Below are 24,041 nucleotides of genomic sequence, written 5' to 3' on the forward strand. Positions count from 1 at the left end.
GGTCCCAAATTCGTCTCATTTCCTGCCCAGAAAACCCAGGCAAATCACTGCTCGCGATGCTGACGGAGCGCATGAAAAAATCCACCCTCCTCCTCGCCGGCGCGCTTTCGCTCGCTCCTGTTGCCGCGTTCGCGCATCCGCACGTTTTCATCGAGGCGCGGCTCGAAGTGGTCGCCGGCGCCGACGGCAATATCCAGGAACTGCGCAACGTCTGGCGTTTCGACGAGGTCTTTTCCTCGTCCGTGCTGATGGATTTCGACAAGAATACCAATCTGAAGCTGGATCCCGACGAACTCACGCAGGTCGGCGACACGGTGCGCGATTCGCTCGTCGACTACGACTACTACGTCAACATGTCGTTCAACGGCAAAACCATCAAGGTCAACAAGCCCGATACCATCCATGTCGACTACAAGGACGGGCAGCTCTTGATGTTCTTCGCCGTCGCGCCGGCCGAGCCGATGCCGATGAAGGGCAACAAGCTCTCTTTCGGCATCTACGATCCGACGCTCTACACCTCCGTCGACTTTCCGACCGACGCCGACATGGTGACGATCGGCGACGCGTTCCAAGGCTGCAAGCATGAGGTCGTGCGCCCCGATCCCGACGAGGTCATCGCCGAGAACAAGGCAACGCTCACGGATGCCTTCTTCAAGGATCCGACCGGCACGACCATGTCGAAACTCTTCGCAACGCGGGTCGACATCCAATGCTGAGCGGGGCCAGGCTCGCCTTGCCGGTGGCGTCGGCAATTGCGCTCCTCGCAACGGCAGGCCTTGCCCATGCCACCGGCTCGCCGCTCGGGATCGGGACCGCCGAACCGAGCTTCCAGCCCATCGGCGGGCCGCTCGCCCCCCTCTTCCTCTACGTCAACACCGAGCAGCAGGCATTCTATCGCGCACTCACGCAATCGCTTGCGGGAATGCGGCAGGGCGGCTGGCAACTGTGGAGCCTTTTCGGCCTCTCCTTCGCCTACGGCGTTTTCCACGCCGCCGGGCCTGGCCACGGCAAGGCGGTGATTTCGTCCTATATGGTCGCCAACGAGGTGGCCTTGAGGCGCGGCATCGCGATCTCCTTCGTCTCGGCGTTCCTGCAAGGATTGATGGCGGTCCTCGTCGTCATCGTCGCCTATTTCGCGCTGCGCGGCTCGGGCATCACCATGACCGAAGCCACCAACACCATGGAAATCGCAAGCTTCGTCATGGTGATCGCCTTCGGCGGCTGGCTGTTGTTTCGCAAGATGCGGGCGCTTTTTCGCGAATTCCCGCGCGGCCACATGGCGGCATTTGCAACGCCCGCGGGTCCGGTCAGTCTCGCGCTCTTCGAGGATGCTCCCCGCACGATAAACCGCGCCTCTTCGAGCGCACGCAGCTTTAGCTGCGACGATGCCGCGGATGCGTCCGGCGGCTTTGCCTGCGAGCAATGCGGCCGCTCCCATCTTCCCGACCCGTCGCTCCTGAGCGCGGAAAGGTTCAGCCTCAGGGAAGCCTGGTCGGCCATCGTCACGGTGGGGCTCAGGCCCTGCTCCGGCGCCCTTCTCGTGCTCACATTTTCGCTGCTGAACGGCCTCTTCCTCGGCGGCGTTCTTTCGGTCGTCGCCATGTCGGTCGGAACCGCGGTCACCGTATCCATCCTCGCGACACTTGCCGTCACCGCCAAGGGAGCGGCGCTGCGCATCGCCGGCCACGGGTCGAAAGCCGCGGCATGGACCGGTCACACCATCGAAATTCTCGGCGCGCTGCTGGTCATTGCAACAGGCGTCCTCCTGCTCGGCGCCTCGTTGCAGGGCTGAGCCGCTGCGGCTTTCGCCGGACGGAAAACCGTTCTCAGTCGCCCTTCCGGCGCTGATAGCGCGCCCGCAGCCAGAAGACCACGAAGAAGGCGAGGATGATGGCGACGCCGGCGACCGTTGCCAGCCAGGGAGAAATCCTCGCAAGCGTCAGAACGACGGTCGGCAGAAGGTAGAGCGCTGTGCCGGCGACGAGAAGGATGATGGCCGCGGCGATTGCCGGCGACCGCTCCTTTGGCTTTCCGTCCGGTTCGTTCGTCAAGATACCAAGTCCTTGGCAAGCTCGGAGCGGATATCCTCGAGCCGCCGCTTTTGCTTGCCTTCAGCATCGAAATTACCAGGCGCAAGCCAGGCTTCGAATGCAGCGTTAAGAAGCGGCCACTCGGTATCGATCATCGAGAACCAGGCGGTGTCGCGGTTGCCGCCCTTGGAAATCATGTGCTGGCGGAAGACGCCCTCGAAGGTGAAGCCGTAGCGTGTCGCGCTGATCTTGCTCGCCTCGTTGCGGTTGTCGCACTTCCATTCGTAGCGGCGGTATCCGAGGTCCTCGAACACGTGTTTCGCCATCAGATAATGCGCCTCGGTCGAAAGCGGCGAGCGCTTCATCTCCGCGCCATGCGCAACGCCGCCGACCTCGACGACACCGTTTGCCGGATCGGCGCGCATGTAGTTCGCCATGCCGACGATCTTGCCGCTCGCCTTTTCGCGGAAGACAAGCGTCAGCCAGCCGGCCTTACCGATCGAGATCAACCAGGCCTCGAAATCCTCGATGCCGCCGAAATCCGGCTGGGAGAAGTAGCGCAGCAGCGGATTGATTTCCATGCGGCCGAGACCATCCCAGAGCGCCTGCAGGTCGGTTGCTCGATCCAGCGGCTCGACGCGCACGAAGTGGCCTTCAAGCACCACGGGCGCCGGCGCCGGGCATCCCTTCCAATTGGTCAGATCGCGCATCGACTTCCTCCGAATTACGCAATTTTTCTCCGGCTTAGACCGTTTCCGTTTTTCTTCGAAACACGCAAACGTTCTATCTGTTTGTTTTTACGCAATTCCGGACGGAAAACCGCGTCCACTTTTCCTGAATTGCTCTAGGGCAGTCCCAGCCGCATTTCAAATTCAAAGTGGTGATCAACCCATCAGCTATCGCCGGGCCAGCGTCCGCCCGGCAACGGCCAGGAAATCCGCCGAGCGTCAGGCCCTCAGCGCGGCGGCCTCGGCGGCAAGCTTGGTGATGCCCTGCCAGTCGCCGGCCGCCACCAGTTCCTTGGGAGCGACCCAGGAGCCGCCGACGCAGACGACGTTCGGCAGCGACAGGTAATCCATGGCATTCTTCAGCGAAATGCCGCCGGTCGGGCAGAATACCGTGCCGGCGAGCGGCGAGGAAAGCGACTTTAGATAAGCGGCGCCGCCTGCCTGTTCGGCCGGGAAGAACTTCAAGACGGTGTAGCCCTCTTCGCGAAGCGCCATGACTTCGCTTGCCGTTGCCGCACCCGGCAGCAGCGGCACATGCGAGCCACGCGCCGCGTCGAGCAGTTCCTGCGTCGTGCCGGGGCTGACGATGAAGCGGGAACCGGCGGCGACCGCCGCCTCCCAATGGGCGACGTTGAGGATGGTCCCCGCGCCGACCTCGGCACCCTCGACTTCATCGGCCACGGCGCGGATGGCATCGAGCGCCGCAGGGGTGCGCATCGTGATCTCGATTGCCTTCAGGCCACCTGCGACCAGCGCGCGCGCCAGCGGCACCGCCGTCTTCGCATCGTCGACGATGAGCACCGGAACGACAGGCTGCAGCTTGAGAATTGAAAGAAGTTTCTCGGTTTTCTCGCCCATGGTGCCGGCTCCTTCAAACGATTGAAATTTTGCATCTTCGATAAACTTACCATTTGTCTTTGTCGAGCCAAAAGGGAAGCGCGCCATCGCATTAGCGAGCAAACAAACGGCATCCCACAATGCCGCAAATAGGCATGAGAGCAGTGCAAGGCTGCGACCGTCGCCGGGCTGATCGGCCGAAAGCGCATGATCCCACGCGAGCGGGCGGGCAAGGCAATCGCGATGCCGTCAGCTAAATCGCGATTGCGAAAAGCGCCGTCAGGCTGTATTTCCGGGGCTATGACAGACAAGCTGACCCAATCGACGTCCCCGACGAGCCCTTTTTGCGTGGCGGCACTTTATCATTTCGTGTCCGTGCCGCGGGTTGAAGGCCTGCGCGACGCGTTGCAGGCGCTTTGCGACGAAAGCGGCGTGAAGGGCACGCTGCTTTTGGCGCGCGAAGGCATCAACGGCACGATCGCCGGTTCCGACGCCGGCATCCAGGCGGTCCTCTCCTACCTGCGCGCCCAGCCGGAATTTGCGACGCTGGAGCACAAGGAAAGCCGCGCCTCGAAGATGCCGTTCCTGCGCATGAAGGTGCGGCTGAAAAAAGAGATCGTCACCATGGGCGTCGAGAATATCGACCCCAAAAAGATCGTCGGCACCTATGTCGCGCCAAAGGATTGGAACGCCCTGATTTCCGACCCCGAGACGATCGTCATCGACACGCGCAACGACTACGAGACGGCAATCGGCGTCTTCAAGGGCGCGGTCGATCCCAAGACCAAGACCTTCCGCGAGTTTCCCGAGTGGGTGCGCCAGAATACCGGCCTGCACAACAAGCCGAAGATCGCGATGTACTGCACCGGCGGCATTCGCTGCGAAAAGGCCACGGCCTTCATGAAGGAACAGGGTTTCGACGAGGTCTATCACCTCAAGGGCGGCATCCTGAAGTATCTGGAGGACGTTTCGCCCGAGGAAAGCCTCTGGGAAGGCGCCTGCTTCGTCTTCGACGAGCGCGTCTCGGTCGAGCACGGCCTGAAGGAAGGAAACCACAAGCTCTGCCACGCCTGCCGCAGCCCGATCACCGCCGAAGAGATCACGTCGCCCCACTATGAGGCCGGCGTATCCTGCAGCCACTGCTACGACAGCCGCACCGAGGCGGACCGTGAACGCTACCGCGAACGGCAGCGGCAGATCGCGCTTGCCCGCAAGCGCGGGCAGCAGCATATCGGCGGTTGACGGCCGCCGCTCAGCGACCGATGGATGCGGCAAGCTGCGTCAAGCTCGATGCCAAGAGCCCGCTTCGCCGAGCGTCCTCCAGCATCGCGGCCCGCGCTTCGTCGCTTTTGCCGGCAAGCGGCAACCTGACAAAAGCCTCTGGAACGATGCGCAGCGACATCGTCGTCAGCACATCGGCAAGCTGCTCCAGCATCTGATCCCCGCGATGAGAAGCATGCGCGATCATCACCGGCTTGAACGGCACCTCATCCCGGGAGACGAGCCAGTCGAGCGCGTTCTTGAAGCCGCCGGGCATGCCGTGCACATATTCCGGACAGGCGACGATGAGCCCGTCGGCGGCGGCGACCATTGCCGCGAAGCGCTCCACGATGTCAGGCGTTCGCTCGCCTTCGTCGTCGGGATTGAAGACCGGCAGATCCCCGATCAGGTCGCAGATCTCGATCGCAACACCATCGGGAGCGGCTCGGCGGAGAGCATCGAGAAGAGCACGGCTTGCGGAAAGACGCCGTCGGCTGCCGCATAACGCGTAAAGATGAAGAGCTGGGGGTTTCATGACCCCGGTTTATCGCACCCGCCCGATTCGTGCGACAGGCACCGGCGCGCGCAAAATCGCCATACGAGGCATTCGGGGCGCGCCGCAGCCTTTCGCCACGGCGCCACCATATCGCGGGCGGCGGATCAACCGACCTTGTGGTTGCCCTTCGGGAACTCGGCGGCAAGCTGGCTGTACCACTTGCCGCTCTTCTTCACCGTGCGGACCTGCGTTTTATAGTCGACATGAACGAGGCCGAAGCGCATGCGATAGCCCTCCGCCCATTCGAAGTTGTCCATCAGGCTCCAGGCGAAATAGCCGCGCATGGGGTAGCCGGCCTTGATGAGATCGGCGACGATGCCGAGATGCTCGACGTAGTAGTCGAGGCGGGGCTGGTCATCCACTTCGCCGTTCACGACGTCCATGTTGTAGCAGGCGCCGTTCTCGGTGATGTAGCATTCCGGCAGCTCGTAGCGGCGGTAAAGGTCTTCGACCAGATGCTTGAGGCCAGGCGCATAGACTTCCCAGCCGATATCGGTCTTGACGTCGCTGGCAGGCGGGGCTTCCTTCGTCCACGGGAAATCGCCCGACTTTTCCGCATCGTCGAAGACCCGGTCCGGCTTGTAATAGTTGAGACCCCACCAATCGAGCTTCTGGTTGATGATCTTGAGGTCGCCGTCCTCGATCTTCGGCATGCGGTCGCCGAGCGCTTCCAGGAACTCCTTCGGATATTCGCCCTTGAAGACCGGATCGAAGAAGGCGCCGTTGTGGAACTGGTGCGCCCGCTCGCCGGCGGCCTGGTCCGCCGCGCTGTCGGAGCCCGGAAGGATTGAGGACGCGTTGAGGACGAGCCCAACCGGCACCTTCGGCGCCTCGGCGCGGATCGCCTCGACGCCGAGACCGTGCGCGAGGTTCATGTAGTGCATGGCATGGAGTGCCGCCTGCATGTTGCGCTCACCCGGCGCATGGATGCCATAGAGGTGGCTCAGCCAGACGATGCACCAAGGTTCGTTGAAGGTCGCAACGGAATCGAGACGGTCGCCGAGGCGCGCCATGACAGTCTTGGCGTAGCGCTGGAACGCATAGGCCGTCGAGCGCGCGGTCCAGCCGCCGTCGCCGGCAAGCAACAGCGGCAGGTCCCAGTGATAGAGCGTGGCGAAGGTCTTGATGCCGCGCGCCTTGCAGCCGTCGACGAGACGGTCGTAGAAATCGAGGCCCCGCTCGTTGATCGGGCCGGTTCCGTCCGGAATGATGCGCGGCCAGGCGATCGAGAAGCGGTAGGCCTCGACGCCCATGTCCTTGATCAGGTCCAGGTCCTGCTCGAGGCGGTTGTAGTGATCGCAGGCGACGTCGCCGTTGTGGCGATTGAAGACGCGGCCCGGCATGTTGCAGAACGCATCCCAGATCGAGGGCTTGCGCCCGTCGGCCTTGCTGGCGCCTTCGATCTGGAAGGCAGCGGTCGCCACGCCAAAGGTGAAATCGCCTGGAAAACGGGCGGCAAATTTTTTCGGATCAAGTCTCTTCGCATCAGCCATCTGAAATCCGGTCCTCAATTAGGGGCCAATCATATTGGCCGGCGGTTTAGTCGACGGAGGGGCCCTTGTACAGACCGCGAATGTCAAAACTGTAACGTTGCAGATAGAAATCGACGATCGCGTCTTGTCACTTGCCGCTACTGGATGAGCTCGTCGCCGGAGGGCAATTGCAGCCTTCTCCTGATGCCGATGTTTTCCAGGAAGACCGCGTCATGGCTGACGACGAGAAGCGCGCCATCGTAGGCCTTAAGCCCCGTCTCCACCGCGGCGATGGAATCGACATCGAGATGGTTCGTCGGCTCATCGAGGATGAGGAGCTGTGGCGGCTTGACGCCGCCGAGCACGCAGGCAAGGCCGGCGCGCAACAGCTGCCCGCCGCTCAGCGTCGAAACCTGCTGCAAGGCCGCGTCCGCCCTGAACATGAAGCGCGCCAGGGCCGCCCGGCATGCATTCTCGTTTGCCGAAGGGTTGAGATTGCGGAAGTTCTCGCGGATGGACAGGGACCGATCGAGCAGGCTGACGCTCTGATCGAATAGCGAGAAGCCGGTCGTGACGGATATGATACCCGACCATGGTTGCAAGGCGCCCGTGATCAGCGCCAGCAGCGTCGTCTTGCCCGAGCCGTTCGGCCCGGCGATCGCGACGCGGTCGGGACCGGTGATGCGAAAAGAGAGGTTTTCGATAACAGGCTCGCCCGGCCGATAGCCGACTGTCACGGCATCCAGCCGCAGCACGTCCTTCCCCGCCGGCAGACCTGTCGGCGAGAGCCGCGCGGAGAACGGCTGCAGGACCTCGATGCGCTCGCGCGCGGCCGATGCTTCCTCCCCTGCCAGCTCGCGGCGCTTCTCGCCAAGGCGCACCTTGGCACCGCCGGTGTTTTCGGCCTGACGCTTGAGGCCACCGGCGATGATGCGCGGCATATCGCCCTTCGCGCCCTTTCTGCGTCCCGCCCGGTCGCTCCGCGCCTGCCGCTCCGCTGCCAGTTGAGTGCTGCGCACGACATCGGAGACGCGCCTTTCCGCGTCTGCCAGATCGTGTTCCGCAGCGGCAAGTTCGAGCGCCTTGCGCTCCTGGAACACGCTCCAATTGCCGCCATATCGCCGGGCGCCGAGCGTGGTGATCTCGACGATCGCATCCACGGTCTCCAGCAGTTCGCGGTCGTGGCTGACGACGATGGCGCCGCCGCGCCAGCTTGCAAGGAGCGCGATGACCGCCTCGCGCCCCTCACGGTCAAGATTGTTGGTCGGCTCGTCGAGGATCAGGAAATCGGGCTCTTCGAACAGGAGCGCGGCAAGCCCGGCACGGGTCCGCTGCCCGCCGGAAAGCGAGGCGAGCAATGTTTCAGGCTGAGCGTCGAGCCCGACGCGCTCCAAAGCGGCGGTAATCCGCGCCTCGACGGTCCAGTCCGCCGTGGCGAGCTCCTCGACAGTCGCCTCGCCGGCTTCCGCGCGGCGGATGACGGCAAGCGCATCGCTCGCCCCGAAGAGATCGGCGACCGTCGCGCCCTCCTCGACCTCAACCGCCTGGCGCAGGACGCCGAGCCGGCCGCCAAAAGCGATGCTGCCGGATTGCGGTTGCAACTCCCCGGCGACAAGCTTCAGAAGCGTCGTCTTGCCGACGCCGTTGCGGCCGACGAGGCCGGTCCGCTCGGCGCCGAAACTCAGATCGAGATGGGAAAAAAGGCTACGCCCGTCAGGCGTGGACCAGGAAAGATCGGACAGGGTGATGGATGCAGGCATGGATATGTGGCTCCCGAATAGCAAGGCGAACTGGCATTGCAATCACGGTCAAATCCATTGCGGCACACATCCTGTTGGTATTGGCGACATCGGCAATCTAGGCATGCGGGGAGATCAAATCAAGGACGGCGTGGCAAACCTGCCATCGGGAGCTTCGAGCGGTCCTGCTCGGTTCGCAAGCGCGTGTCGCAACGACTGCAACGCAGCGGAAGCCCGCGCGCGGGGACAGAAGCCCCCGCGCGGCGGAAATATCAGACCTTCACCCAGGCGCCGTTCCGCTTCGAAGACGCAACGCAGGCGTCGACGAAGGCCACGCCCTTTACGCCGTCGTCGACGGTCGGATAGACGACGGCCGGATCGACCGGCTTGCCCTTCTTTGCCGCGTTGATGGCGCGCGCCGCCTCCGTATAGATCGTCGCGAAGGCTTCGAGATAGCCTTCCGGATGGCCCGAAGGGATGCGCGAGACGCGGCCGGCGGCAGCGCCCGAGCCGGCACCGCCACGGGTGATCAGCCGTTTCTGATCGCCGAAAGGCGTGAACCAGAGGTAGTTCGGATCCGCCTGCACCCATTCCAGGCCGCCCTTTGTGCCGTAGACGCGGACCTTCAGGCCGTTCTCGTGGCCGGGCGCCACCTGGCTGCACCAGAGCATGCCCTTAGCCGGCTTCTCCGAGCCCTTCGCCTTGAAGCGCAGCATCACGTGGGCGTTGTCATCGAGGCGGCGGCCTTCGACGAAACTGTCGAGATCGGCGGCCAGGCTGTCGAGTTCGAGGCCGCTGACGAAGGAGGCGAGGTTATAGGCGTGGGTGCCGATGTCCCCGGTCGAGCCGCCGGCGCCAGACTGGGCCGGATCGGTGCGCCAAACTGCCTGCTTGGCGCCGGTCTGCTCCACAGCCTCGGTCAGCCAGTCCTGCGGGTATTCCGCCTGCACGAGGCGGATATCGCCGAGATCGCCGTTGGCGATCATCTCGCGGGCCTGGCGCACCATCGGATAGCCGGTGTAGTTGTGCGTGAGGATGAAGAGCGCGCCGCTCTCGTCGGCCACCTTCTTCAGCTTCTTGGCATCGGCAAGGTTCGAGGTCAGCGGCTTGTCGCAGATGACATGGATGCCGCGCTTCAGGAACTCCTTGGCGGCATCGTAGTGAACGTGGTTCGGGGTCACGATCGAGACTGCTTCGATGCCGTTCTTCAGCTTCGCCTCGCGGATCGCCATCTCGCGGTAGCTGGAATAGGTGCGCGACGGGTCGAGGCCGAGGTCGCGGCCGGAAGCCATCGCCTTTTCCGGCGTCGACGACAACGCGCCGGCGATCAGCTCATACTGGTCGTCGATGCGCGCCGCGATGCGATGCACCGCGCCGATGAATGCGCCGGCGCCGCCGCCGACCATGCCGAGGCGAATACGCGGCTCGCGCGCGTCTGCCGATGATCCTTCGATTGCCATTGGTTCCTCCTGATATTCGTGATCTTCGCGGATGCAGCCCCTCATCCGGCTGCCGCCACCTTCTCCCGCATGCCGGGAGAAGGGATATGCCGCGCCGTCCCGGTCCCCAATCCCCGTCTATGGGGAGAGGTTAGGGTGAGGGCCAGCCAGCCGGCACATGCAGAATTACGCCAGCCCCAGCATCCGCCGGTTGGCCGCCTGGTCCGTGCCGCTGCCGGCAAAATCGTCGAAGGCCTTTTCCGTGACACGGATGATATGCGCCTTGACGAATTCCGCGCCCTCGCGCGCGCCGTCCTCCGGGTGTTTCAGCGCGCATTCCCACTCGACCACGGCCCAGCCGTCGAAATTGTTGGCGGTCATCTTCGAGAAGACCGCGCCGAAATCGACCTGGCCGTCGCCGAGCGAACGGAAGCGGCCGGCGCGCTCTACCCAGCCCTGATAGCCGCCATAGACGCCCTGCCGGCCGGTCGGATTGAATTCCGCGTCCTTGACGTGGAACATCTTGATGCGGTCCTTGTAGATGTCGATGTTGTCGAGATAGTCGAGGCACTGCAGCACGTAGTGCGAAGGATCATAGAGCATGTTGGCGCGGGGATGGTTGCCGACACGCTCCAGGAACATCTCGTAGGTGACGCCGTCGTGCAGGTCCTCGCCCGGATGGATCTCGTAGCAGACGTCGACGCCGCAGGCATCGGCATGATCGAGGATCGGGCGCCAACGGCGCGCAAGCTCGTCGAAGGCGGTCTCGACGAGACCTGCCGGACGCTGCGGCCAGGGATAGATGAAGGGCCAGGCAAGCGCGCCGGAAAAGGTGGCGTGCGCCTTGATGCCGAGGTTCTTCGAAGCCGACAGCGCCATCTTCACCTGTTCGACGGCCCATTCCTGCCGAGCCTTAGGATTGCCGCGCACCTCGGGTGCCGCAAAACCGTCGAATGCTTCGTCATAGGCTGGGTGCACGGCGACTAGCTGGCCCTGCAGGTGGGTCGAAAGCTCGGTCACTTCGACGCCGTTCTCGCGCGCCTTGCCGGCGAATTCGTCGCAATAGTCCTTGGACGTCGCGGCCTTTTTCAGATCGATAAGCTGGCTTGCCCAGGTGGGAACCTGCACGCCGATATAGCCGGTATCGGCGGCCCATTTGGTGATCGCGTCCCAGGAATTGAACGGTGCCGCATCGCCTGCGAACTGCCCGAGAAACAATGCGGGACCCTTGATCGTCTTCATGTCGGTTTCCTCCTGAACATCGACCGTTGCCGGTCTTCTGGCGCGCCGGACCGAAAGGCGTGGGCGCCCCTCGGGATATAGCGCGGGCTGGCCGGTTCGGCCAAAATCGAATTGCGCGGCGAGCTAATCATGCCCCGTCATCGGCGACAAGAGGTACGTGCAGCAAATTTGTCGCCCGCCCTGCGGGTCATGAAAAAGAGACGCCGGCCTTGCGGCCGGCGCCAAGCTTATCCAACCTTTGTCAGATCAGAACGGAGAATCCGGGAAGTAGAAGTTCTTCGCATTTTCCTTGGTGACCAGCGTCGCGTCGAGCACGTAGTTGCCACTGACGGGAACCTGATCGTAGAGGGCGGACGCGGTGAGCGTCATCGCCGTACCGACCATTGCCGGCGGGTAGAGAACGTCGACCGGGATCATCTTGTCGCCGTCCATGACCTTCTTGACCATGTCCTTCGAGCCAGCGCCCGCGACGACATACTTGATGTCGGTCCGCTTGGCCTGGTCGATCGCCTGCAGCACGCCGACTGCCATGTCGTCGTCCTGGCACCAGACCACGTCGATCTTCGGATACTTCGTCAGATAGTCCTGCATGACCTTGAAGGCATCGTCGCGGTTCCAGTTGCCGAACTGGCGATCGAGAACCTTGACCTTCGAGCCGGCAATGCCCTTGTCGAAGCCGTCCTGGCGCTGCTGGTCGATCGGGATCGGCAGACCGCGGATGATGACGACTTCGGCGTCCGGCGTCTTTTCGGCGATGTACTTGCCGGCGACTTCACCAAGCGCCGGGTTGTTGCCGGCGACGTAGAGGTCGCGAACCGAGTTGTCGTTGGTCGACGGCGCGCGGTCGACGAGCGCTACGAACTTGCCCTTGCTCTTGACTTCCTTGATGGCGTTGACCAGCGGATCCGGGTCAGACGGCAGGATGACGAGGGCGTCGATGCCCTGCGTGTCAAGGTCCTGGACGGCGTTGGCCTGGCTGGCGGCATCCGGCGAGGTCTTGACGATGACGTTAAGACCGGGATGTTCGGCCATCAGCTGCTTGGCGACGCGCTCGGCATGGAACACCACGCCCGAGGTCCAGCCGTGGTCGGCGGCCGGGATGGACACGCCGATCGTGAATTTCTTGTCCTCGGCGTAGGCCGTGCCCGCAAGGGTCACCGCCGTGACCGCGAGGGCCAACATAAGTTTGCGCATTGATATTTCCTCCCAACAACTTCAGGGACTTCTCCACTTATAACCAGGCGCCCTGTGAGCCCGGCCAATTCTAAATCAACCGACCCTCAGGATTTGCGCACCAGCGACCGCTGCACGAGCATCGCGATGATGATGATCGCCCCCTGGATGGCGCCGATCAGATATTCGCTGATGAAGTTCGACAACAGCATGATGTTGCCGACGAGTTCGAGGATGAAGGCGCCGCAGATCGTGCCCCAGACGCGCCCGGCCCCGCCCTTCAGCGCCGTGCCGCCGACGACGACGGCGGTGATCGCCTGCAGCTCCCAGAGAATGCCTGTCGTTGCCGAGGTCGAACCGAGGCGCGGCACATAGAGCAGCACAGCGATCGCGACGCACAGCCCCTGGATGACGAAGGCGATGGTGCGCACACGATTGACGGCAATGCCGGAATAGCGCGCCACATCACTGTTGGAGCCTACCGCCACCACATGCCGGCCATAGCGCGTCCGATAGAGGATGAAGGCGGCAAAGGCGGTGACCGCGAGGATGACGGCGATCGGCACCGGCACGCCGAAAATGCTGCCGAAATAGGCTGGCCTATAGAGCGCTTGGATATCGGCCGAGCGCAGCGTGATCGCCCCGCCCTGGCTCAGCCACGTCGTCAGGCCGCGATAGATGCCCATGGTGCCGAGCGTGGCGATGAAGGGCTCGATCTTGCCGACGGTGGTGATAAGGCCGTTTGCAAGCCCGCAGAGCGCGCCGGCGATCACCGTGAAGACCATCGCGACCGTCAGCATCAGCACCGGATCGGCGATCATGCCGGAATTCATCAAGAGGATCATCAGGCTGGCGACGAAAGCCACCATCGAGCCGACCGACAGATCGAGGTCGCCCGCCGAGATGACGAAGGTGGCGCCGACCGCGATGATGGCGATGAAGGCGCAGCGCGTCGCAACGTTGGCGAGATTGGTGATGCCGATGAAATTGGGATTGACCATTGCCCCTACGATGAGGAGCAGGATCAGAGCGGCAAAGGGGGCGACTGCGCGCAGATCGACATCACGCCAGGATCTGCGCCGGATCTCCCGGGTCTCCTCGTTCACACTCATAGCCAAAATCAACCTCCCGTCTGTCCTGGGCATTCTTTATCTTCGCGTCCGCGGCCCGCCCTGGCCCGCGCGCGACGCCTCAGGCCGCCGCCTGCCGTTTCAGGCCGGCAGCGTAGCGCATGATTTCCTGTTCGTTGATCTCGTCGCCCTCGAGAACGCCGACGATGTGCCCCTCGCGCATGACGGCAACGCGCGTGCATAGCCCGATGACCTCCGGCATCTCCGAGGAGACGACGATGATCGACCTGCCGTCGCGGGCCAGCGCCGAGATGAAATGATAGATCTGCTGCTTGGTGCCGACATCGATGCCGCGCGTCGGCTCGTCGATGATGATGATCTGCGGCTCGGTCTCCATGACCTTGGCGAGCAGCAGCTTCTGCTGGTTGCCGCCCGACATGCGGCCGGCGACGATATTGCTGTCGCGCACGCGAATGTCGAAACGGCGCTTGGCCTTGGCAAGGGACGCAGCCTCGCTTGCGGGATTGAGATAGCCGTGCACCGAATGCTGTTCCAGCGATTGCAGCGTCAGATTGGTCATGATGTTCGAGCGCAGCAACAGACCCTTCGCCTTGCGATCCTTGGTCATATAGGCAAGGCCACGGCGATTGGCGGCGTGCACGTCGCCCGAGGGAACGCTTTCGCCCTTGATGATCACCTCGCCGGAAAGGCGCGAGCGCAGGCCGGCGATCGCCTCCATAAGCTCGGTACGACCCGAGCCGATCAGGCCGGAAAAGCCGATCACCTCGCCCTTGCGCAGATCGAAACTCGCATCGTGAACATAGCCGGTCGAGACGCCGCGGACGCTCAGCACCACTTCCTCGTCCACGTTCGGCTCGACCTTGGCGGGATAAAGGCTCGACAATTCCCGGCCGACCATGAGCTGGGCGATCGATTCGCCGTCAAGCATGGAGGTCGGCGCCATCTTCACCCACTGCCCGTCACGCAGCACCGTAATGCGGTCGGTCAGCTCCATGACCTCGTCAAGCTTGTGCGACACGAAGACGAAGCTCGTTCCCTGGTCTCGCAGCTTGCGGACCTGCTTGAAGAGCATTCTCGTCTCCTCGCGCGAAAGCACGGCGGTCGGCTCGTCCATGAATACGACGCGGGCGTCCCGGCTGATCGCCTTGGCGATCTCGACCATCTGCTTGTCGGCGATGGAAAGCGTGCTGATCATCGCATTTTCATCGACATGCGAGCCGAGCACGTCGAGCGCCTTGCGCGTCTCGGCGCGCATGTACTTGCGGTCGAGCACGCCGAAACGCGTGACCTCGCGGCCGAGAAACAAGCTCTCGGTGACGGTCAGGTGATCGGCGAGATTGAATTCCTGATGGATGATAACGATGCCGAGCGCTTCGGCCGCCCCGTTCGGCGGCAGCACCACCGGCTGGCCGTCCAGCAGGATCTCTCCCGAGGTGGGCTGCTCGAAGCCGGAAAGCACCTTGACGAGCGTGGATTTTCCGGCACCATTCTCGCCCATCAGGGCATGGATTTCGCCGGCGCGCAGCTCGAAATTGACGCTGAAGAGAACCTGCACTCCATTGAAGGATTTGCATATGCGCCGGCCCGCCAGCACCACCGGTGCGGCCTCCGCACTATCCAGGTCCATTGACTTCCTCCCTGCGGTCTCCCATCCGCTTGAGCCATATGTAAACCTTTACATCGACCATGTAAAGGTTTACATTGGTGGTATTCACAGATGTGTTGGGGCGTGCCTTTGACCTGTCGGCAAGTCTGTGTAGTGTTCGGCGAAGACAGCCCCAAGGCAGAGCCCAGTGTCGAATTCCACGCCTGCAACAATCGAGGACGTCGCCCGGATCGCCGAGGTTTCCATTGCCACGGTTTCGCGCGCCATCCACAATCCCGAAAAGGTGGCCAATTCGACGCGGTTGAAGGTCAACCAGGCAATCGCGATCACCGGCTATACGACCAATGCCATGGCGCGCAGCCTGAGGCTTGGCCGTTCCAATATGATCCTCGTGGTGGCGCCTGATATCGGCGACCCTAACTTCTCCAACATCCTTGTCGGGCTGGAAAACGAGGCGCGGTCGCACGGTTACGGCGTGCTTATCGGCCACACGCAGAATGACGCCCAGCGCGGCCTCGAATACCTGAAATTCCTCAATTCCAACCAGGCGGCGGGGCTGATCCTCTTCACCGGCATCCTTCCCTTCGGCCATCAGACGATGACGGCCAGATTGCCGCCGAGTGTCGGCGTCTTCGAGCCGGTCTTCAACGGTGGCATTCCCTACGTCGGTGTCGACGATACGGAAGGCGCGCGCAAGGCCGTCGACCTGCTGCTCGCGGAAGGCCACCGCAAGATCGCCTTCATCGGCGAGTCTCGCACCCGGCTTGCCTATACGCGCCGTCGGCAAGGCTATGATGAAGGGCTCGACGCCGCGGGTGTTCCTCAGGATATCCGCATCGTGCTCGAAGGCGACGGCACGATCGAGAGCGGCCGCCATGCGGTCGAACAGCTTTTCATGCGCGACACGCTGCCGACCGCGTTCATGTGCGTCAACGACCAGACCGCGATCGGCGTGATGATCGGGCTCGGGGCACGCGGTTACGACATTCCCCGCGATTTCTCGGTGACCGGTTTCGACGACGTGCCGCAAGCCGGCTTCATGAACCCCTCGCTCACCACCATCCGCCAGCCACGCACGGGGATCGGCAAGCAGGCGATGGCGCTGCTGCTGGAACTCCTTTCAAACGGCGAGCCGGCCGAAACGGAAATCCTGCTGCGTCCCGACCTGATTGTCCGAAACTCCGTTTCCGCACCTCCGCGCAACTGGCAGAAGCGGTAGCGGCGCGCCCTCGCATAGACTTATTGCCACGTCATGCTAATCTTGGGACCCTCGGAGGTTGGCTCAAGATGCGGCGACTGGCAGCGATCTTGGATGCGGACGTGGTGGGCTACAGCCGGCTGATGAGCATCGACGAAGCCGGAACATTCGAGGCGCTGAAAGCGCATCGCAGGGAATTGATCGCCCCGCTGATCGCCGAACACCAAGGACGCATCGTCAAGCTTATCGGCGACGGCACGCTTGCCGAGTTTGCAAGCGTGGTGGATGCGCTCACCTGCGCCCTGCAGATCCAGAGGGCGATGATCCAGCGCAACGAAGGGATCGAGCCGACGCGGCGCATGGAACTGCGCATCGGGGTGCATCTCGGCGACGTCCTGGTCGAAAGCAACGACATTTACGGCGACGGTGTCAACGTCGCCGCCCGCCTGCAGGAGATTGCTCCGCCGGGCGGACTTTGCGTCTCTCAGCAAGTCCATGACCAGATCGCGGCGAAGATGAGGTTCGAAGCGACGGACATGGGCTTGCAGCGCCTCAAGAATATCGCCAGTCCCGTCCACGTCTGGCGCTGGACGCCGGACGGCGTGGCCGACCATGGGGACGCTCGCCCGGCCGGGGAAGCCTCGCTTTTGCCGCATCGCAACCGCCCTTCCCTCGCCGTTCTGCCTTTCGCCAACATGTCGGACGTGGCCGAGCAGGAACATTTCTCCGACGGCTTCACCGAAGAACTCATCGCCACGCTCGCCCGCTGCCGCTGGCTCTTCGTTGCCGCGCGCAACTCCTCCTTCACCTACAAGGGACGGTCGGTCGACGTGCGCAAGGTGGCGCAGGATCTCGGCGTCAGATACGTGCTCGAGGGAAGCGTGCGGCGAGCGGGGTCGCGCATCCGCATCACCGCGCAATTGCTCTCCGGCGAAGACGGAACGCTGCTATGGGCGGAACGCTACGATCGCATGTTGGACGACGTCTTCACCCTGCAGGACGAGATTGCCGCCGAGATCACCGGGACGCTCGAGCCGGAGCTCGATGCGATCGAATTCGCGGCGCTGCGCGGGCGGACCGTTCCCGACATGAACGCTTGGGAGACCTATCTCAAAGGCCTCTGGCATCTCTACAAGTTCACGCTCCCCGACCTCACCGTTGCACGGGAGCTTCTGGAGCGGGCGATCGTCATCGACCCTGGCTTTGCCCAGGCGCATGCGCGCCTTGCCTATGTCCACATTCAGCTTGGCTGGTATGGGGCGATGGATGATCGCGCTCAGCGCATCCGCGACGCCTTGGAGCTCTCTGAAAGGGCGATCGCTCTCGACGAACGCGAGCCGGCCGCGCATCTGGCACTTGGCCGCGCGCGGGTTCTGAGCGGCGCGGCGGAGGTGGGGATCGCGCATCTTCGCAACGCGCTCGCAATGGATCCGAGCTTCGCGCAGGCGCATTTCGCGCTCGGACAGGCGCTCTGCTATGTCGAACGGCCCGAGGAAGGGATCGCCGAGATCCGCGAGGCGTTTCGCTTGAGCCCACGCGACCCGCATCTGTGGACCTTCTACACCATCCTCGCGATCGCCCACTATCAGGCCGGCCGCATGGAGGAGGCCACCGACGCCGCGCGGTCGGCGCTGCGCCAGGCAAACAGCACCTTCTGGCCCGCCATGATCCTGCTGGCGGTGCTTGGAGGGCGGGGGAAAGCGGCAGAGACAATGGAGGCGAAAGCCGAACTCTTGCGCTTCAGGCCCGGAATGACCGCGGCGACCGGACGGAGGGAGTTTTATTTCGGCGAGACCTGCGTGATGCCGCAGTCCTTTGTCGATCGATTCATCGGCGACCTTGAGGAGGCCGGCCTGCCTGCCGAATGACAGGGCCGAATGCTGCCGCGCCCCCCAAACTTGGAGAGCGCGGCAGTCGATGGCCGTCAGACGTAGCGGTTGACGACGTTTTCCAGGATTTCCTGGCGGCCGGACTTCGGCTGCGGATTGATGTCGTTGCTTTCAACCCAGTGGGCGATCTCACCCAGCGAGTATTCGCCGCGGAAGACCTTCTGCGCTTCGGCGGAATCCCAGCCGGCGTAGCGATCGGCGAGCGGCTTCGACAGGGCCTTGTCCTCGATCATCTTGGCAGCCGCCTTCAGGCCGCGGGCGCAGCAATCCATGCCGCCGACATGCGCGGCCAAGAGGTCCTCGGGGTCCAGCGACTGACGGCGAACCTTGGCGTCGAAGTTGGTGCCGCCGCTCTTGAAGCCGCCGCCCGCCAGAACCTGGTAGTAGGCGAGCGCCATTTCCGGAACGTTGTTCGGGAACTGGTCGGTGTCCCAACCCGACTGGTAGTCGTTGCGGTTCATGTCGATCGAACCGAAGATGCCAAGCGCGTTGGCAAGCGCCAGCTCGTGCTCGAAGGAATGGCCGGCGAGGATCGCGTGGCCCTGCTCGATATTGACCTTGACCTCGTTTTCGAGGCCATGGGCCTTCAGGAAGCCGTAGACGGTCGCGACGTCGTAGTCGTACTGGTGCTTGGTCGGCTCCTGCGGCTTCGGCTCGATCAGGATCGCGCCCTTGAAGCCGATCTTGTGCTTGTACTCGACGACGAGGTTGAGGAAGCGGCCGAGCTGGTCGAGTTCACGCTTGAGATCCGTGTTGAGCAGGGTCTCATAGCCTTCGCGGCCGCCCCACAGCACATAGTTCTCGCCGCCGAGCTTCTGGGTGGCGTCCAGGCAGGTCTTCACGGTCGCTGCCGCAAAGCCGAATACTTCCGGATCCGGATTGGTCGCCGCACCCGACATGTAGCGGCGGTTGGAGAAGAGGTTGGCCGTGCCCCAGAGCAGCTTGACGCCGGTCGCGGCCTGCTTTTCGGCAAAATAGTCGACGATCTCGTTGAGGTTCTTGGTGTTCTCGGCAAAATTCTTGCCTTCCGGGCGCACGTCGGCGTCGTGGAAGCAGTAATAGGGGGCGCCGAGAAGCTGGAAGAATTCGAAGGCGACGTCGGCCTTGAGCTTGGCGGCCTTCATGGTGTCCTCGAACCAGGGACGCAGGAACGTCTGGCCGCCGAAGGGGTCGCCGCCCGGCCAGGTGAAGGTGTGCCAGTAGGCGACGGCAAAGCGCAGATGGTCTTCCATGCGCTTGCCGAGCAGGACTTCGTCCTTGTTGTAGTGGCGGAAGGCAAGCGGATTGGTGCTGTCCGCGCCTTCGTATTTTACCTTCTGGATATCGCCGAAAAATCCGGTGCTCATGTCATGTCTCCTTGGGTTGTCTTAGTCTGTTTTTTGTTCGTGCAGCCCCTCATCCGGCTGCCGCCACCTTCTCCCCGCAGGCGGGGAGTGGGCTCGGGTGAGGGGCAGAGCTGTCTCAATGCGCCAGCGATTTGATCGCCGGATAAAGGGCGCGGTAGCGCCGGTAAGCCTCCTCGTAAGCCCCCGCCAGACTGGCGACCGGCTCGATCGTGCCTGCGGTCTTGGGCGCCGAGCAGACCGCGACGGGATCGGCACCGGTGGCGGCGATGAGGCCGAGGCGGGCGGCACCGAAGGCAGCGCCGAAGTCGCCGTCGGCCGGCAGGTCCACGGGCACGCCGAGCGCCGTCGCGATCGAGGCCAGCCAGTAGCGCGAACGCGAGCCGCCGCCGATCGCCGTCACGCGAGAAATATCGGTGCCGGCCGAGCGCAGCGCCTCGAGGTTGTCGCGGATGGCGAAAGTCACGCCCTCGAGCACGGCCTGCGTCAGCACGGCGCGGCTGCTTTCGTGGCCAAGGCCGATGAAGGCGCCGCGGATGGCGGCGTCGTTATGCGGCGTGCGCTCGCCCGAAAGATAGGGAAGGAAAGTGACGCTCGACGGCGCCTTCAACGTCTCGCCGAGTTCGCCGGTGAGGTCGGCAGCCGATTTGCCGGTCACGCCGGAGTGCCAGTTGAGGGCATCCGTCGCCGACAGGATGACGCCCATCTGGTGCCAGGTGTTCGGAAGCGCATGGCAGAAGGCGTGAACGGCGCTCTCCGGTTTCGGCAGGTAGGAGCCGTTTGCGGCAAACAGCACGCCGGAGGTGCCAAGCGAGACGAACGCCGCACCGTCGCTGACCGTGCCCATACCACAGGCGGAGGCCGCATTGTCGCCGGCGCCGCCGGCAACGATCACCTCGCCTGAAATGCCCCACTCAGCCGCAAGCGAGCCGCGCAGTTTGCCGGCCTCGGCCGTACCCTCGACCAGGCCGGGCATTTTCGTTTCGTCCAGGCCGGTGGCCGCGAGCAGTTCCGGCGACCACTTGCGCTTGCCGGTGTCGAGCCAGGAGGTGCCGGCCGAGTCCGACATTTCCGACAAGTGCTCGCCGGTCAGCCAGAGCCTCAGATAGTCCTTCGGCAGCAGCACCCAGCGAACCCTGGCAAAGATCTCGGGCTCATGCTTGGCGACCCAGGCAAGTTTCGGCGCGGTGAAACCCGGAAACACGATGTTGCCCGTCAGGGCCCGGAAACGCGGATCGGCGTCGAGGGCGGCAGCTTCCGCGTGGCTGCGGGTATCGTTCCACAGAATGCAGGGGCGAAGCACGCGGTCCTCGGCGTCGAGCAGCGTTGCGCCATGCATCTGGCCGGAAAGCCCGATGCCGCTGACAGCGGCGAGTTCCCTAGGGTGCTTGGCCCTGAGGCCGGCGACCGCCTGCTCGGTTGCGCGGACCCAGTCGGCCGGAGCCTGTTCGGACCAGCCCGGATGCGGACGCGAGACATCGAGCGAACCGTTTGCGGAACCGATGATCCGCTGATCGCCGTCGATCAGCATGGCTTTGACACCCGACGTTCCGAGGTCGATACCCAGATACATGATGTTTTCTCCCGTTGCCCTTAGGGCAGATTGTCTTTTAGGAATATGTCGAGCCTGATCCGCTCCTGCGCGGCGATGACTCCGAGGCCGTCGGCCTTTGCCTTCAGGACACGGATGGCGCTGCGCACCTCGTGTCCGGCATCCTGATTGAGGATAGCATCAATCGTGCCATCCTTGAGCGCCGTGACGCTGTATTCCGTAAGCTCGTGGGCGATGACCGTGAGGTCCTTGCCGTTTCCCCCCGCCTTCAACGCGCGGATCAGACCGCGATTGCCGGCGCCCAGACTGTAGATGCCGATAATATTGCTGTCCTTGGAAAGCGCGTCGGAAACCAGAGCGTTGGCGAGCTCCGGATCGTCCCGGCCTTCGAGCACCGGCAGAACCGCCATGCGTGGGAACTCGTCGGCCATCAGTGCGGCAAAACCTTCAAGCCGCTCGCGATGGTCGCGCACGAGCATCGAGCCGGCCAAAACGAGAATATGTCCCGCCTGCGCTCCGAGAAAACGGCCAAGCAGCCTGGCTGCGGTACGTCCGGCCGCGACGTTGTCGACACCCGCATAGTGGTCGCGGCGGGACCCGGTCAGATCGGAGACAAGCGTCACGACAGGAATGCCGGCGTCAACCAGCCGGTCGACCGCCTCGCGCACTTCCGGCGCATCGGTCGCCACGAGCGCCACGCCCGCCGGATGCTCGTCGATCAACTGATCGAGGGCATGAACGAGGGCGCCGGGATCGAAGGCCGGAACCTCGACGATGCGGATATCCGTGCGTTCCGTATTGGCGCGAGCACCAGCCTGAAGAACTTCGTCATGCAGGCTGCGCATGAAGGAATTGTCATTGGTCGGAAGAATGAAGACGAGCGGATAAATACGCCCCTTGGCAAGATTGGCGGCAGCCACGTCGCGCACGTATCCGATCGTGCGGATCGCGTCCTCGACACGCAAGCGCGTGATCTCGCGCACGCCCGGACGCTGGTTGAGCACCCGATCGACGGTTGCCAGGCTGACCCCTGCTACGGCTGCGATATCATGCACGGTCGGTCTCATCTGTTCCCCCTCGAAAGATCCATAGAACAGATTTTGATGTACGTAAATCAGAAATTCATGCCGCGACCTCCGAACGCAGGCAGACTGGGAAAACCTTGCGCGCGGAAGCCGCGAAAATCAAAAAGACCAGCGGAGGCTTGAAGCCGCCGCTGGTCCTTGGACGCGATCTTGGGAGGATCGAGCGTGGAACGAGAGCAACTCCGGGAAATCCGGAATTGCGTGAGAGATACTTAGTGGCCGCCGCCACCGGCGCCTGCGGGCGGCGGCTGCGGCTTGTTGATGAGCAGGACCCCGAGGATCATGGCCATGAACAGCACCGTCAGCATCATGAAGATGTCGCCGAAGGATAGAATGATCGCCTGCCGTTCGGCCATGTTGACGAGTTGCTTGATGGCGGCCGTGGCGCCATCGAGCCCATAGGCATCGAAGTTGGCGGCCATGTTGTGCATGCGCTCCATCGCCATCTCGTTGCCCCATTGCACGCTTTCGCGCAGGCGTGTGTAGTGGACGTCCTGGCGGTTGGTCAAAACGGTGTTGATGACCGCAAGCCCCACCGCCCCGCCGAGATTTCGCGTCAGGTTGAAGAGGCCGGACGCGTTACGTATGCGGGCGGGCGGCAGCGTGCCGAGCGCGATGTTGTTGATCGGCACCATGCAAAGCATCAGTCCGACGCCGCGCAGGATCTGCGGGATGAACAACTCCCAGAAGTCCCAATCGGCGGTCAGATGCGCCATGATGTAGGTGCCCGAGGCGAAGCTCGCAAACCCGATCGCCATCATCGCCCTTAGATCCATGCGGGCCGACAGGAAGCCCGCCAGCGGCGCGGTGAAGAACATCGCCAGGCCCGATACGAACATGGTTTCGCCGATCATCAGCGAATCATATCCGCGGATGCGACCGAGATAGACCGGGTAGATATAGGTCAGACCATAGAGACCTATGCCCATGACGAATGAGAACAGCGAGCCCAGGGCAAAATTCTTGTTCGAGAACGATCTGAGGTCCACGACCGGGAACTCGACCGCGAAGGCCCTGTAGAAGAACACGACGGCCGCGACAACCGAGGCGACGGCGGCAATCACGATGTTGGTGTCGTTGAACCAGTCGTTGCTGTTGCCTTCCTCGAGCACATATTCGAGTGCGCCGAGAAAGACGCCCATCGACAGCAGCCCCCACCAGTCGAACTTCTTCATCAGCGACCATTCAGGCTTGTCGAAGTCGATGAAATTCCAGGTGATGATGGTGACGGCGATGCCCGGCGGAATATTGACCAGGAAGAGCCAGTGCCAGGAGAAGGCGTGGCTGAGATAGCCGCCGACTGTCGGGCCGATGGTCGGCGCGAGCGTCGCGATCAGACCGATGATCGGCGAGACGATGCTGCGCTTGGACGGCGGAAAGATCGTGAAGGCGGCCGCGAATACCGACGGAATCATGCCGCCGCCGATGAAGCCCTGGATCGCGCGATAGACGATCATCTGGTCGATGTTCGTCGCCGTCGCCGCAAGAGCGCTCGCGACCGTGAAACCGGCCGCCGATATGGCGAAGAGATAGCGGGTGGATATGATCCGCGCCAGCGTGCCGGACAGCGGGATCATGATCACCTCGGCGATCAGATAGGCGGTCTGCACCCAGCCGATCTCGTCCGAGCCGGCGCTGAGGCCGGCCTGGATCTCGGCGAGCGACGCCGACACGATCTGGATGTCGAGGATAGACATGAACATGCCGAGCACCATCGCGAAGAAGGCGATGAGACGGCGCGGGTCCATGTGATCAGCCGCGGGTGCGGCCGAACCGGCTGTGGCGGATGCAGAGGCCATCG

Annotated in this window: 20 protein-coding genes; 5 read left to right on the plus strand and 15 right to left on the minus strand. The window is 63.3% G+C overall.

Annotation, left to right across the window (positions count from 1 at the left end):
* The first annotated feature begins 71 nt into the window (after positions 1 to 71).
* Both AB4048_RS04735 and AB4048_RS04740 read left to right on the plus strand, forming a co-directional pair.
* A complete protein-coding gene (locus tag AB4048_RS04735) occupies positions 72 to 716 on the plus strand; it encodes a DUF1007 family protein (protein WP_442200764.1) in 645 nt (214 codons plus the stop codon).
* Positions 710 to 1,792, plus strand: a complete 1,083-nt coding sequence (locus AB4048_RS04740) for a nickel/cobalt transporter (RefSeq protein ID WP_442200765.1) — start codon at positions 710 to 712, stop codon at positions 1,790 to 1,792. Before AB4048_RS04735 ends, AB4048_RS04740 begins: the two co-directional genes overlap by 7 nt.
* Before the next feature lie 34 nt (positions 1,793 to 1,826).
* Here the strand turns inward: AB4048_RS04740 and AB4048_RS04745 are convergent, their stop codons facing one another.
* The 3 genes from AB4048_RS04745 to AB4048_RS04755 form a co-directional block, all read right to left on the minus strand.
* A complete protein-coding gene (locus tag AB4048_RS04745) occupies positions 1,827 to 2,051 on the minus strand; it encodes a hypothetical protein (protein ID WP_442200766.1) in 225 nt (74 codons plus the stop codon).
* Positions 2,048 to 2,740, minus strand: coding sequence for a GNAT family N-acetyltransferase (locus AB4048_RS04750; RefSeq protein WP_442200767.1), 693 nt, complete (start codon positions 2,738 to 2,740; stop codon positions 2,048 to 2,050). Before AB4048_RS04750 ends, AB4048_RS04745 begins: the two co-directional genes overlap by 4 nt.
* A gap of 237 nt (positions 2,741 to 2,977) precedes the next feature.
* Positions 2,978 to 3,616: a 2-dehydro-3-deoxy-phosphogluconate aldolase gene (locus AB4048_RS04755; protein WP_442200768.1), complete on the minus strand. Its 639-nt coding sequence runs from the start codon at positions 3,614 to 3,616 to the stop codon at positions 2,978 to 2,980.
* Positions 3,617 to 3,895: 279 nt separating this feature from the next.
* Here AB4048_RS04755 and trhO point away from each other — a divergent pair, with 279 nt between their 5' ends.
* Positions 3,896 to 4,837: an oxygen-dependent tRNA uridine(34) hydroxylase TrhO gene (trhO, locus tag AB4048_RS04760; protein WP_442200769.1), complete on the plus strand. Its 942-nt coding sequence runs from the start codon at positions 3,896 to 3,898 to the stop codon at positions 4,835 to 4,837.
* A gap of 10 nt (positions 4,838 to 4,847) precedes the next feature.
* On the opposite strand, the gene AB4048_RS04765 is transcribed toward trhO, so the two are convergent.
* The 8 genes from AB4048_RS04765 to AB4048_RS04800 all read right to left on the minus strand — a co-directional run bounded on the left by AB4048_RS04765 (position 4,848) and on the right by AB4048_RS04800 (position 15,194).
* A complete protein-coding gene (locus AB4048_RS04765) occupies positions 4,848 to 5,390 on the minus strand; it encodes an NADPH-dependent FMN reductase (RefSeq protein WP_442200770.1) in 543 nt (180 codons plus the stop codon).
* A 125-nt stretch (positions 5,391 to 5,515) separates the two neighbouring features.
* Positions 5,516 to 6,904 carry a GH1 family beta-glucosidase gene (locus AB4048_RS04770; protein ID WP_442200771.1) on the minus strand — a complete coding sequence of 463 codons (1,389 nt, stop codon included), beginning with the start codon at positions 6,902 to 6,904 and terminating at the stop codon, positions 5,516 to 5,518.
* A 137-nt stretch (positions 6,905 to 7,041) separates the two neighbouring features.
* Positions 7,042 to 8,643, minus strand: a complete 1,602-nt coding sequence (locus AB4048_RS04775; protein WP_442200772.1) for an ABC-F family ATP-binding cassette domain-containing protein — start codon at positions 8,641 to 8,643, stop codon at positions 7,042 to 7,044.
* A 251-nt stretch (positions 8,644 to 8,894) separates the two neighbouring features.
* Positions 8,895 to 10,082 carry a Gfo/Idh/MocA family protein gene (locus AB4048_RS04780; RefSeq protein ID WP_442200773.1) on the minus strand — a complete coding sequence of 396 codons (1,188 nt, stop codon included), beginning with the start codon at positions 10,080 to 10,082 and terminating at the stop codon, positions 8,895 to 8,897.
* A 165-nt stretch (positions 10,083 to 10,247) separates the two neighbouring features.
* Positions 10,248 to 11,303: a sugar phosphate isomerase/epimerase family protein gene (locus AB4048_RS04785; RefSeq protein WP_442200774.1), complete on the minus strand. Its 1,056-nt coding sequence runs from the start codon at positions 11,301 to 11,303 to the stop codon at positions 10,248 to 10,250.
* 246 nt (positions 11,304 to 11,549) lie between these two features.
* Entirely contained in the window at positions 11,550 to 12,497 is a 948-nt protein-coding gene (locus tag AB4048_RS04790) for a substrate-binding domain-containing protein (protein ID WP_442200775.1), read from the minus strand.
* Positions 12,498 to 12,583: 86 nt separating this feature from the next.
* The gene (locus AB4048_RS04795; RefSeq protein ID WP_442200776.1) at positions 12,584 to 13,588 is read right to left on the minus strand and encodes an ABC transporter permease; all 1,005 of its coding nucleotides are present in this window, start codon (positions 13,586 to 13,588) and stop codon (positions 12,584 to 12,586) included.
* Positions 13,589 to 13,667: 79 nt separating this feature from the next.
* Complete coding sequence (locus AB4048_RS04800) at positions 13,668 to 15,194, minus strand: sugar ABC transporter ATP-binding protein (protein WP_442200777.1); 1,527 nt, start codon at positions 15,192 to 15,194, stop codon at positions 13,668 to 13,670.
* Positions 15,195 to 15,360: 166 nt separating this feature from the next.
* Here AB4048_RS04800 and AB4048_RS04805 point away from each other — a divergent pair, with 166 nt between their 5' ends.
* On the plus strand, positions 15,361 to 16,392 hold the full coding sequence (locus AB4048_RS04805) for a LacI family DNA-binding transcriptional regulator (RefSeq protein WP_442200778.1): 1,032 nt from the start codon (positions 15,361 to 15,363) through the stop codon (positions 16,390 to 16,392).
* A 68-nt stretch (positions 16,393 to 16,460) separates the two neighbouring features.
* Positions 16,461 to 18,239, plus strand: coding sequence for an adenylate/guanylate cyclase domain-containing protein (locus AB4048_RS04810; protein ID WP_442200779.1), 1,779 nt, complete (start codon positions 16,461 to 16,463; stop codon positions 18,237 to 18,239).
* A 56-nt stretch (positions 18,240 to 18,295) separates the two neighbouring features.
* Here AB4048_RS04810 and xylA read toward each other — a convergent pair whose 3' ends face one another.
* The 4 genes from xylA to AB4048_RS04830 all read right to left on the minus strand — a co-directional run bounded on the left by xylA (position 18,296) and on the right by AB4048_RS04830 (position 24,039).
* Positions 18,296 to 19,606, minus strand: coding sequence for a xylose isomerase (gene xylA, locus AB4048_RS04815; protein WP_442200780.1), 1,311 nt, complete (start codon positions 19,604 to 19,606; stop codon positions 18,296 to 18,298).
* A gap of 115 nt (positions 19,607 to 19,721) precedes the next feature.
* Positions 19,722 to 21,176 carry a xylulokinase gene (gene xylB, locus AB4048_RS04820; RefSeq protein WP_442200781.1) on the minus strand — a complete coding sequence of 485 codons (1,455 nt, stop codon included), beginning with the start codon at positions 21,174 to 21,176 and terminating at the stop codon, positions 19,722 to 19,724.
* Positions 21,177 to 21,196: 20 nt separating this feature from the next.
* Positions 21,197 to 22,222 carry a LacI family DNA-binding transcriptional regulator gene (locus tag AB4048_RS04825; protein WP_442200782.1) on the minus strand — a complete coding sequence of 342 codons (1,026 nt, stop codon included), beginning with the start codon at positions 22,220 to 22,222 and terminating at the stop codon, positions 21,197 to 21,199.
* Positions 22,223 to 22,452: 230 nt separating this feature from the next.
* Positions 22,453 to 24,039 carry a DHA2 family efflux MFS transporter permease subunit gene (locus AB4048_RS04830; protein WP_442200783.1) on the minus strand — a complete coding sequence of 529 codons (1,587 nt, stop codon included), beginning with the start codon at positions 24,037 to 24,039 and terminating at the stop codon, positions 22,453 to 22,455.
* Positions 24,040 to 24,041 lie beyond the last annotated feature (2 nt).

Source organism: Rhizobium sp. RAF56 (genome assembly GCF_052113965.1).
In the GTDB taxonomy this organism is placed as follows: Bacteria; Pseudomonadota; Alphaproteobacteria; order Rhizobiales; family Rhizobiaceae; genus Rhizobium.